This is a genomic window from Streptomyces oceani (genome assembly GCF_001751245.1).
GTDB classification, from domain to species: domain Bacteria; phylum Actinomycetota; class Actinomycetes; order Streptomycetales; family Streptomycetaceae; genus Streptomyces; species Streptomyces oceani.
The window spans coordinates 87,815-100,851 of the sequence record NZ_LJGU01000116.1 but is presented as its reverse complement, the minus strand read 5'-3'; the positions used below and the strand labels follow the sequence as shown (position 1 = coordinate 100,851).

The following is a 13,037-nucleotide window of genomic DNA, read 5'->3' as shown; positions in this document are numbered from 1 at the left end:
TGTCGGCGTCGTGCTGGCTCAGGAGATCCCGAGTTCTTTGTCGATCAGGTCGAACATGTCCTCATCGGACGCGGCGGCCACGTCCTCGTCGATACCGCCGTCGCCCGCTGGTCCGTCTCCGTCCCAGGTGGTCAGGAGTTTCCGCAGGCCGTCTGCCAGGGCCTGACGGGATTCCGCGTCCGGCGCTTCCTGGTACGCCGCCTCCAACTGCCGTAGTTCCACGGGCAGGTCGGCGGACTCGCCGGGACGCGCGCCCGCGCTGGCGGGCTCCGGCGGCAACAGCTCCGTGCCCAGGTGATCGGCGAGCACGGCGGGGGTCGGGTAGTCGAAGATCAGCGCGGCGGGAAGCCGCAGCCCGGTCGCCGCGGTCAGCCGGTTGCGCAGCTCGACCGCCGTCAGCGAGTCGAAGCCGAGATTCCGGAACGGCCGGTCCGCCTTCACCTGCTGGCCCGTCGCGTGCCCGAGCACCGCGCCGGCGTGCTCGCGTACGAGATCGACCAGCGCCCGCCCGCGCTGCTCCGCGTCGAGCGGGGTAAGCCGCGCCACCAGCTGGGCGGTCGGGTCCTCGGCCGCACCGGACCGCTCCGCCGCCTGCGCCTCCTGCCGCTGTGCGGCGAGCAGTTCGGCGACCTCGGGCACCTCGTCCAGCAGCGGACGATGGCCCCGGCTGGTGTAGGCGGGCAGGAAGCGGTCCCAGCGGATGTCGGCCACCACGAGGGTCGGCTCCGCACCTGTCACGGCCGCGCGCACGGCGCGTACCGCCAGCTCGGGCGCCATCTCCGGCACCCCACGACGGCGTAGTTGCTCGGCGACCTCCTCGTCGACCATGCCGCCGTCCGCCCAGGCTCCCCAGGCGATGGCGGTCGCCGTACGCCCGTGAGCGTGGCGGTGCTCGGCGAGGGCGTCGAGCTGGGCGTTGGCCGCGGCGTACGGGCCCTGGCCGCCGTTGCCCCAGACGCCCGCGCCCGAGGAGAACAGGACGAAGGCGTCGAGTTCGGTTTCCGCCAGCAGTTCGTCCAGGTGCAGCGCGCCGGCCACCTTGCCCCGTACGATCGCGGCGACCTCCGGCACCGGGATCTCGGCCAGCGAGCGGGCCTCCCCGACGACCCCGGCGGTGTGCACGACGCCGGTCAGCGGGAGGTCCTCAGGGATGTCGGCCAGCAGCGCGGCCAGCGCCGCCCGCTCCGCCACGTCGCAGGCGGCGATGGTGACGCGCGGGCCCAACGCCTGCAGCTCCGCGCGGAGTTCGGTGGCGCCGGGCGCGTCGGGGCCGCGTCGGCTGACCAGCAGCAGATGTTCGGCCCCAGCACCCGCCAGCTCCCGGGCGACGTGGCCGCCGAGGGCACCCGTACCACCGGTGATCAGGACGGTGCCGCTAGGCTGCCACGGCTCTCGCGCCGGTCGGCTCGCCTCGGCGGGCACCCGCACCATGCGGCGTACGAAGGTGCCGGAGGCCCGTACGGCGAGATCCTCCTCCCCGGCGGGATCGGCGAGCAGGCTGCTGAGCCGGGCGAGGGCCGGTTCGTCGACCGTTTCGGGGAGATCGATGAGACCGCCGAAGCCGTCCGGGGTGTCCAGCCCGAACACCCGACCCAGGCCGCGTACGGCCGCCTGCGCGGGACGTACGACGGGATCGGCCGGTGCGGTTGTGACGGCGCCACGGGTGACGATCCACAGCGGGGCGGCGAGGCCGACCTTGCCGGTCTCCAGCACCTGGGCGAGGGCCACGGTGGCCAGCAGGCCACGTGTCACACCGGGGCCGTGGTCGCTTTCCACCTCGTCGAGTGCGAGGAGGGAGAGGACGCCCGCGGGGGTGTCGCCCTCGGGCAGCGCGTCGGTCAACCGCTCAGCGACAACTGCCTGCTCCACCTCATCCGCCGCCAACGACACCACAACCACCTCAGCACCAGCAGCCTCCACCCACGCACGAACCCGCTCCACCCACTGCCCACACTCACCCGAAGCCGGCACCACCAACAACCACCGACCCGACAACACACCACCCGCACCACTCACCGCTTCCGCCTGCCGCCACACCACCCGATAACGCCAACCCTCCACCACATTCCGCTGCTGCCGCTCCCGCCGCCACGACGACAACGCCGGAACCACCTCAGCAAGCGCCGAAGCATCCGCTATACCCAGCGTGTCCGCCAAACCCTCCACATCCTCACGCTCAACGGTCTCCCAAAACTCCGCATCCACCGGATCAACCACCCCCGAAAGCCGCCCACCCGAAGGCGCCTCCAGCCAGTAGCGCTGGCGTTGGAAGGCATACGTCGGCAGATCCACCAACACCTCGGGCTCACCCCCAGACCGCGGGAGAGCCTTGGACCAATCCACCTCCACACCCCGCGACCACACCTGACCCAACGACGCATACAACCGCCCCAAACCACCCTCACCACGCCGCAACGACCCCACCACCACCACATCCACACCACACACCTCAGCCGACTCCCCCACCGGCACCACCAACACCGGATGCGCACTCGGCTCCACAAACACCCCAAACCCCTCACCCAACAACCCCTCACACGCCTCCGCAAACCGCACCGACTCCCGCAAATTCCGATACCAATACTCCGCACCCAACGCACAATCCAACCACCCACCCGAAACCGTCGAGAAAAACGGCACCCGAGGCACCCGAGGCTCCAACCCCGCCAACGCCTCCACCAACTCCCCCTCAATCCCCTCCACCTGCACCGAATGCGACGCATAATCCACCTCCACCCGCCGCACCCACACACCACGCCCCACACACCACTCCACCACCACATCCAAACCCTCCACCGACCCCGACACCACCACAGACGACGGACCATTCACCGCCGCCACCGACACACCCACCACCCCACACTCCACCAACAACTCCTCCACCCCCAACCGCGACAACCCCACCGACACCATCCCCCCACCACCCGCAAGCCGCCCACCAATCAACCCCGAACGCACCGCCACCACCCGCGCACCCTCCTCCAACGACAACGCACCCGACACCACCGCCGCCGCAATCTCCCCCTGCGAATGCCCCACCACCGCAGCCGGCACCACACCAAACCACTCCCACACCCGCGACAACGACACCATCACCGCCCACAACACCGGCTGCACCACATCCACCCGACCCAACATCTCCTCATCCCCCAACACCCCCACCAACGACCACCCAACAAACGGCTCCAACGCCCGCTCACACTCACCCATCGCCTCCGCAAACACCACCGACTCACCCAACAACTCCCGCGCCATCCCCACCCACTGCGACCCCTGCCCCGGAAACACAAACACCGGACCACGGCCCTGCTCAGCAACCACACCATCCACCCGACCAGCCGCCACCTCACCCAAACCCGACACCAACTCCTCCCGCGACGCACCCGCCACCACCGCACGATGCTCAAACCCCGCACGCCCCACCACCAACGACCGCCCCACAGCCCCCACCGACACCCCAACACCCACACCCTCCACAAACCCCACCAAACGCTCAGCCTGCCCCCTCAACGCCTCCGCACTACGCGCCGACACCACCCACGGCACCACACCACCCCACCCCACAAACCCCTCAGACCCAACCGACTCCCCAGACTCCCCAGACCCAACCGACTCCACAGACCCCTCAGACCCAGGCGCCTCCTCCAACACCACATGCGCGTTCGTACCGCTCACCCCGAACGAGGACACACCCGCCCGCCGCGGACGATCACCGCGCTCCCACTCCCGCGCCTGCGCCAACAACTCCACCCCACCCAACGACCAGTCCACATGCGGCGACGGCTCCTCCGCGTGCAACGACCGCGGCAACAGATCATGCTGGAACGCCTGCACCATCTTCATCAGCCCGGCCATACCCGAGGCGGTCTGCGCGTGTCCGATGTTCGACTTCACCGAGCCCAGCCACAACGGACGCTGAGGATCGCGTCCCTCCCCATACGTCGCCAACAGCGCCTGCGCCTCGATCGGGTCACCCAGCGTCGTACCCGTACCATGCGCCTCGACCACGTCCACATCGCCCGGCTCCAACCGCGCGTTCGCCAACGCCGCCCGAATCACCCGCTGCTGAGAAGGACCGTTCGGCGCCGTCAGACCATTCGACGCACCATCCTGATTAATCGCACTGCCCCGAAGCACCGCCAACACCTGGTGCCCGTTCGCCCGCGCGTCCGACAACCGCTCCAACACGATCATCCCCGCACCCTCGGACAGCGCGAATCCGTCCGCCGCCGCCGCGAAGGGCTTCGACACCCCGTCCGGAGCCAGCCCACGCTGCCGGCTGAACGCGATGAACTGCGAGGGGTCGGACATCACCATCACCGCGCCCGCCAACGCCATCGAGCACTCGCCGGCACGCAGCGCCTGCACCGCCTGATGCGTCGCCACCAAGGCCGAGGAGCATGCCGTGTCGACCGTCACGGCGGGCCCCTCCAGCCCCAGGGTGTACGAGATACGGCCGGAGGCCACGCTGCCCGCCGCGCCCGTCGCGAGGTAGCCCTCGGCCTCGCCGGACGCCGCGCGCAGTCGGCTGCCGTACTCCTGGTCGGTCATCCCGACGTAGACGCCGGTCTGACTGCCACGCAGGCTGTACGGGTCGATGCCGGCCCGCTCCAGCGCCTCCCAGGAGGTCTCCAGCAACAGCCGCTGCTGCGGATCCATCGCCAACGCCTCACGCGGCGAGATCCCGAAGAACGCCGCGTCGAAGTCCGCCGCGTCGTGCAGGAACCCGCTACGGCGTACGTAGCTCTTGCCGGTGCTGTCCGGGTCCGGGTCGTACAGCGCCTCCAGGTCCCAGCCACGGTTGGTCGGGAAGTCGGAGATGACGTCCAGCCCGTCCCGTACCACCCGCCACAGGTCCTCGGGCGTCTCCACACCGCCAGGGAAACGGCAGCTCATCGACACGATCGCGATCGGCTCGTCGACGGTCGACGGACCCGGCTGAGCCACGGAGCCGGGCGAGCCGCCGGTGCGGTCAGCGCCCGTGGCGGCCGGGTCACCGAGGAGACGGCTGGCCAGATGTCCAGCCAGCGCGGTGATGTTCGGGTAGTCGAAGACCACGGTCGAGGCGAGCCGTAGCCCGGTGGCGGCGTTCAGCCGGTTACGCAGTTCCACCGCGGTCAGCGAGTCGAAGCCCTGCTCCTTGAAGGACTCCCGGGTGTCGACGGCTCCGGCCTCCGCGTGCCCCAACACCGCCGCGACCCATTCCCGTACCAGCGTCACCAGCCGGGCCGTGCGCTGGCGTTCGTCGAGCTCCGCCAGCTCGCCCGCCAGTGCCAGCGTGGGTGCGGCCTCCCCGTCCTGGCGCTGTTCCGTTACGGGCTGGGCCGCCGGTATCTCGTCCAGCAGCCGGCTGGGCCGTACGGAGGTGAAGACACCGGCGAACCGCCGCCAGTCGACATCGGCGAGCGCGACCACCGTGTCGTCCAGTTCCAGCGCCTGCTGGAGGCCGGCCAGTGCCGTGTCCGGGTCGATCACCGGTACGCCGCGCTGCCGCAGGACATCCTGCAGGGACTCGGCGATCATGCCGCCGCCCGCCCACGGACCCCAGGCCACGGACAGCACTGGATGGCCGTCGGCGCGCCGACGCTGGGCGTACGCGTCCAGCGCGGCGTTCGCGGCGGCGTACACGCCGTGTTCGGCGACGCCCCAGGTGCCGGAGATGGACGAGAAGTACACGACGGCGTCCAGCTGACCTGCGTCCAGGGGACCAGCCAGCGCCTCGGCCAGGTGTTCCGCGCCGAGCACCTTGCCGGCCAGCGCGGCGTCCAGATCGGTGTTGTCCGCCTCGGCCAGGGTGCCCAGTTGGCTGACCCCGGCGGCGTGTACGACACAGCGCACGGCGTGTCCCTCGTCCGCCAACCGCGTCGCCAGGTCGCGTACGGCGTCCCGGTCCGCCATGTCGCAGGCGGCGACGGTCACCGGCACTCCGCGGGCGGCCAGTTCGGCGCGCAGCTCGGCCACGCCGGGGGCCGCGTCACCACGGCGCCCGGTGAGCACGAGGTGCTCGGCGCCGCCGTCGACGAGCCAGCGGGCGACCCGGGCGCCGAGCGCGCCCGTACCACCGGTGACCAGGACTGTGCCGCGCGGACGCCAGTCCCCTGAGGTGGTCGAGCGGGACGCGGCGGCAGGGACGGACACGAGGCGGCGTACGTACGTGCGGTCGGCGCGGAGCGCGAGCTGATCCTCGTCGTCGTGCCCGGCGAGCAGGGCCACCAGTCGGGAGGGGACCTGCACGTCGGTGGAGTGCGCGGAGCCGACGGAGTCCACGGGGTACACCGGCAGGTCGATCAACCCGCCCCACCGGCCCGGGTGTTCGAGCGCGGCGACCCGGCCGAGGCCCCAGACGGCGGCCTGCGCCGGCGCGTACGGCGCAGGCTCCTCCCCGACGGCCACCGCACCTCGGGTGAGGCACCAGAGCGGTGCCTCGAGAGCGACGTCGCCCAGCGCCTGGACGAGCGCGAGGGTGGCCGCCAGACCGGTGCTGACGGCCGGCTGGCCCGGCAGCGGCGACTCGTCGAGCGCGACGAGGGACAGCACGCCGGACACGGTCTCAAGCGCCTGCTTCTCCGCACGCAGCCGTTCGGCCAACGACTCGCGCTCCGCGTCGGCGGCGGTGACCAGCATCGGATGCGGCTCGGCTCCGGCGGCCAGCAGCGCCTCCGTCAACTCGGTCACGGCTTCCGTGGCCTCGTACTCAGCGGGTACGAGAAGCAGCCAGGTGCCTTCGAGGCGGCTCGTCTCGGAGAGCTTTTCGGCGGGAGCGGGGTCGGAGACCGGGCGCTCGCGCCATACGATCTCGTAACGCCAGTCATCGACGATGCTGCGCTGCTGGCGCTCGCGGCGCCAGGAGGACAGGGCCGGAACCACCTCAGCGAGCGCCGAGGCATCGGCTATGCCGAGCGTGTCCGCCAGGGCCTCCAGGTCCTCGCGGTCGACGGTCTCCCAGAACTCCGCGTCCACCGGGTCCGTCGTGGACTGCGGTTGCGCTGCGGGGCCCGGGGCGAGCCAGTAGCGCTGGCGTTGGAAGGCATACGTGGGCAGATCCACCAACACCTCAGGCTCGCCCCCAGACCGCGGGAGAGCCTTGGACCAATCCACCTCCACACCCCGCGACCACACCTGACCCAACGACGCATACAACCGCCCCAAACCACCCTCACCACGCCGCAACGACCCCACCACCACCACATCCACACCACACACCTCAGCCGACTCCCCCACCGGCACCACCAACACCGGATGCGCACTCGGCTCCACAAACACCCCAAACCCCTCACCCAACAACCCCTCACACGCCTCCGCAAACCGCACCGACTCCCGCAAATTCCGATACCAATACTCCGCACCCAACGCACAATCCAACCACCCACCCGAAACCGTCGAGAAAAACGGCACCCGAGGCACCCGAGGCTCCAACCCCGCCAACGCCTCCACCAACTCCCCCTCAATCCCCTCCACCTGCACCGAATGCGACGCATAATCCACCTCCACCCGCCGCACCCACACACCACGCCCCTCACACGCCTCCACCACCACATCCAAACCCTCCACCGACCCCGACACCACCACAGACGACGGACCATTCACCGCCGCCACCGACACACCCACCACCCCACACTCCACCAACAACTCCTCCACCCCCAACCGCGACAACCCCACCGACACCATCCCCCCACCACCCGCAAGCCGCCCACCAATCAACCCCGAACGCACCGCCACCACCCGCGCACCCTCCTCCAACGACAACGCACCCGACACCACCGCCGCCGCAATCTCCCCCTGCGAATGCCCCACCACCGCAGCCGGCACCACACCAAACCACTCCCACACCCGCGACAACGACACCATCACCGCCCACAACACCGGCTGCACCACATCCACCCGACCCAACATCTCCTCATCCCCCAACACCCCCACCAACGACCACCCAACAAACGGCTCCAACGCCCGCTCACACTCACCCATCGCCTCCGCAAACACCACCGACTCACCCAACAACTCCCGCGCCATCCCCACCCACTGCGACCCCTGCCCCGGAAACACAAACACCGGACCACGGCCCTGCTCAGCAACCACACCATCCACCCGACCAGCCGCCACCTCACCCAAACCCGACACCAACTCCTCCCGCGACGCACCCGCCACCACCGCACGATGCTCAAACCCCGCACGCCCACTCAACAACGTGCGCCCCACATCCACACTCCGCAGCCCCGCACCCCGCGACCCCACAAACTCCACCAACGCAGCAGCCTGCGCCCTCAACGCCTCCGCACTACGCGCCGACACCACCCACGGCACCACACCACCCCACCCCACAGACTCCCCTGCCCCAGCCGACTCCACAGACCCCTCAGACCCAACCTCAACACCAGCAAACTCCACAGACCCAGACCCAGGTGCCTCCTCCAACACCACATGCGCGTTCGTCCCACTGATACCGAACGAGGACACCCCGGCCCGGCGGGGGCGGTCGGTCGGTTCCCATGCCACGGACTCGTCAAGCAGCCGGACCGTGCCCGGAGACCAGTCCACCTCTGGCGAAGGCGCCTCGGCATGCAAGGACTTGGGGAGTACGCCGTGCCGTAGCGCCTGCACCATCTTGATCACGCCGCCAACTCCGGCAGCGGCCTGGGCGTGTCCGATGTTCGACTTCACCGAGCCCAACCACAACGGCCGCTGAGGATCGCGTCCTTCCCCGTACGTCGCCAACAGCGCCTGCGCCTCGATCGGGTCACCCAGGGTCGTACCCGTGCCATGCGCCTCGACCACGTCCACATCGCCCGGCTCCAACCGCGCGTTCGCCAACGCCGCCCGAATCACCCGCTGCTGAGAAGGACCGTTCGGCGCCGTCAGACCATTCGACGCACCATCCTGATTAATCGCACTGCCCCGAAGCACCGCCAACACCTGGTGCCCGTTCGCCCGCGCGTCCGACAACCGCTCCAACAGCAGTACGCCGACACCCTCACCCCAACCCGTACCATCCGCACCCGCCGCGAACGGCTTGCACCGACCATCCGGCGACAACCCACGCTGCCGACTGAACTCCACGAAGATGCCCGGGCTGGACATCACCGTCGCCCCGCCGGCCAACGCCATCGAACACTCGCCGGCACGCAGCGACTGGGCCGCCATGTGCAGCGCCACCAGGGAGGACGAGCAGGCCGTGTCGACCGTCACGGCAGGGCCCTCCAAGCCCAGGGTGTACGCGATGCGACCGGAGGCGACGCTGGTCGTGGAACCGGTCAGGACGTGCCCGTCGACTTGTTCGTCGCCCTCGTGCAGCCGAGGCCCGTACTCCTGCGCCATGGCGCCGACGAACACTCCGGTGTGGCTGCCTCGCAGTATGGCGGGGTCGAGGCCCGCGCGTTCGAGGGTTTCCCAGGAGCTCTCCAGCAACAGCCGCTGCTGCGGATCCATCGCCAACGCCTCACGCGGCGAGATCCCGAAGAACGCCGCGTCGAAGTCCGGGGCGTCGTGCAGGAAACCGCCCTTGCTCACATAACTGGTGCCGGACTGCTCCCCGTTGGGGTCCCACAGCTCGGCGAGGTTCCATTCGCGGTTGGTCGGGAAGTCGGAGATGACGTCCAGCCCGTCCCGTACCACCCGCCACAGGCCCTCGGGCGTCTCAACACCGCCGGGAAAACGGCAGCCCATCGAGACGACCGCGATCGGCTCGTCCGGGGCAGCGGTCGCGACGTGCGGCTGCCGGGTGTCGGCGGACAGGTCAACGAGGCCACGTTCCGCGTCGATCTGGCGGGCGAGGCGCTGGGGCGTCGGGTGGTCGAAGAGCACGCTGGACGGCAGGCGAACCCCGAACCGCGCGTTGAGCTGGTCACGGAGTTCGACAGCGGTGACCGAGGTGAAGCCCAGATCCTTGAAGGTGCGGGTGCTCTCGACCTCGTCCGCACCGGCGTGACCGAGTACGGCGGCGGCGCCGGCTCGTACGGCCTCCAGCGCGGGTACGTCCGCTGTTGGCGGCTGGTTGACGCCATCCGCCGCCACGGAGGAAAGGGCGCGGTACGACTCGGGACTGGCGGCTCCCAGCCAGTAGCGCTTGCGTTGGAAGGCATACGTGGGCAGATCCACCAACGGGCCACCCTGCGGGAAAGCCTTGGACCAATCCACCTCCACACCCCGCGACCACACCTGACCCAACGACGCATACAACCGCCCCAAACCACCCTCACCACGCCGCAACGACCCCACCACCACCACATCCACACCACACACCTCAGCCGACTCCCCCACCGGCACCACCAACACCGGATGCGCACTCGGCTCCACAAACACCCCAAACCCCTCACCCAACAACCCCTCCACCGCACCCACAAACTCCACCGAACACCGCAAATTCTCATACCAATACCCACCATCCACCAACCGCCCACCATCAAGCCACCCACCCGAAACCGTCGAGAAAAACGGCACCTCCGGCTCCTTCGGCTCCAACCCCGCCAACGCCTCCACCAACTCCCCCTCAATCCCCTCCACCTGCACCGAATGCGAGGCGTAATCCACCTCCACCCGCCGCACCCACACACCACGCCCCTCACACGCCTCCACCACCACATCCAAACCCTCCACCGACCCCGACACCACCACAGACGACGGACCATTCACCGCCGCCACCGACACACCCACCACCCCACACTCCACCAACAACTCCTCCACCCCCAACCGCGACAACCCCACCGACACCATCCCCCCACCACCCGCAAGCCGCCCACCAATCAACCCCGAACGCACCGCCACCACCCGCGCACCCTCCTCCAACGACAACGCACCCGACACCACCGCCGCCGCAATCTCCCCCTGCGAATGCCCCACCACCGCAGCCGGCACCACACCAAACCACTCCCACACCCGCGACAACGACACCATCACCGCCCACAACACCGGCTGCACCACATCCACCCGACCCAACATCTCCTCATCCCCCAACACCCCCACCAACGACCACCCAACAAACGGCTCCAACGCCCGCTCACACTCACCCATCGCCTCCGCAAACACCACCGACTCACCCAACAACTCCCGCGCCATCCCCACCCACTGCGACCCCTGCCCCGGAAACACAAACACCGGACCCAAAGCAGTCACCTCCTCATCAACCACCCCACCCGACACCACACCCGAAACCACCTCACCCAAACCCGACACCAACTCCTCCCGCGACGCACCCGCCACCACCGCCCGGTAATCCATCGCCGCACGCCCACTCAACAACGTGCGACCCACATCCACACTCCGCACCCCCACACCCCGCGACCCCACAAACTCCACCAACGCAGCAGCCTGCCCCCTCAACGCCTCCGCACTACGCGCCGACACCACCCACGGCACCACACCACCCCACCCCACAGACTCCCCTGCCCCAGCCGACTCCACAGACCCAGCCTCAACACCGGCAAACTCCACAGACCCAGACCCAGACCCAGGTGCCTCCTCCAACACCACATGCGCGTTCGTACCGCCCATGCCGAAGGACGAGACACCCGCCCGCCGGACCTGCTCCGCACCCCCCGGCTGCCACGCCACGGTCTCCTGCTGCACCCGCAGGTTCAGTTCGTCCAGCTCGATTGCCGGGTTGGGACGCACGTAGTTCAGGCTTGGCACGAGCCGGCCGCGCTCCACGCACAGCACGGCCTTCAACAACCCGGCGATGCCCGAAGCGCCCTCCAGGTGCCCCAGGTTGGTCTTGATCGAGCCGACCCGCAGCGGCTCCTGCCGCCCCTCCGCCCGCCCCAGCGCGGCCCCCAGGGCCGCCGCCTCCACCGGGTCACCGGCGGGGGTGCCGGGGCCGTGCAGTTCGACGTACGCCACGCTGGCCGGGTCGACGTCCGCACGGGCACAGGCGAGCCGCAGCACTTCCTCCTGCGCGGCCGGGTTCGGGTTGACGAGGCTGTCACCGGTGCCGTCGTTGTTCACCGCGCCGCCCCGGATGACGCCTCGGATACGGTCACCGTCGGCTCGCGCCCGGGACAGCGGCTTCAGGACGATCAGACCGCCGCCCTCGCCCCGTACGAAACCGTTGGCGCGCTCGTCGAAGGTGTAGCAGAGCGCGTCGGGGCTGAGCGCGCCGAACCGGGCGGCGGCGATGGTGCTTTCCGGGATCAGGTTCAGGTGGACGCCGCCGGCCAGGGCGAGGTCGCAGTCACCCGCGCGCAGGCTGTCGCAGGCGTTCTGCACGGCGACCAGGGAGGAGGACTGCGCGGTGTCCACGGTCATGCTGGGGCCACTCAGCCCGAGGGCGTACGAGAGCCGGTTGGCGATGATGCCGCGGTTCAGGCCGGTCATGGTGTGGTGGTCGATGGCGGTCTCGCCGTGCTGGTGTGCCAGAGCGGCGTAGTCCTGCACGGTGGCACCGACGAACACCCCGCCGCGTACGTCCCGCAGACGCTCCGGAGGCAACTGGGCGCTCTCGACGGCCTCCCAGCCCAGTTCGAGCGCCAGCCGCTGCTGCGGGTCCATCGCCAACGCCTCACGCGGCGAGATCCCGAAGAACGCCGCGTCGAAGTCGGCGACCCCCGCGAGGAAGCCGCCGCGGGCCGGAATGGCCGAACCGTCCGGGGCGATGGCCGCCTCCGCGTACAGCTCGGCGTCCCACCTGTCGGCCGGTACGTCGGTGATGGCGCTGCGGCCGCTCTCCAGCAGTTCCCACAGTGCCTCGGGAGTGTCAGCGCCGGGCAGTCGGCAAGCGAGGCCGACGATCGCGATGGGCTCGGTCCGCGCGAAGGAGGTCCCGGATCCCACAGCACCCGACGTGTTCATCTGTCGCACTCCAAACACTCAAATGACCCGTAGCCAAGCACACAGCCTCAACCACGTTTCCACAGCGGACTGCCCCGCACCTGATACGAAGGCCCAGCACTGGGGGAACTTCTAGCCTCCCAGGCGCCCCGCGTCCCTCCGGAGCGGTGGGACCCGGCGCCCGGCCGACACCTGTCGACCGGGCGACGTGCGGCTCAGCGACGGGGTGCGCCACCAAGCGGGCGGCACGCGGCTGTTCCTCGACCGGTTCGGCGCAACAG

General features: G+C 69.7%; 1 protein-coding gene. It reads right to left on the bottom strand.

All coding sequences use genetic code 11. The features are described 5' to 3' along the window. Positions 1–18: 18 nt before the first annotated feature. Positions 19–12,777, bottom strand: coding sequence for a type I polyketide synthase (locus tag AN216_RS10560; RefSeq protein WP_079166455.1), 12,759 nt, complete (start codon positions 12,775–12,777; stop codon positions 19–21). Positions 12,778–13,037: the final 260 nt, after the last annotated feature.

What these genes read in the sequence shown, in the direction of transcription:
- AN216_RS10560 (WP_079166455.1), bottom strand. Translation starts at nt 12,777, where the DNA reads ATGAACACGTCGGGTGCTGTGGGATCCGGGACCTCCTTCGCGCGGACC.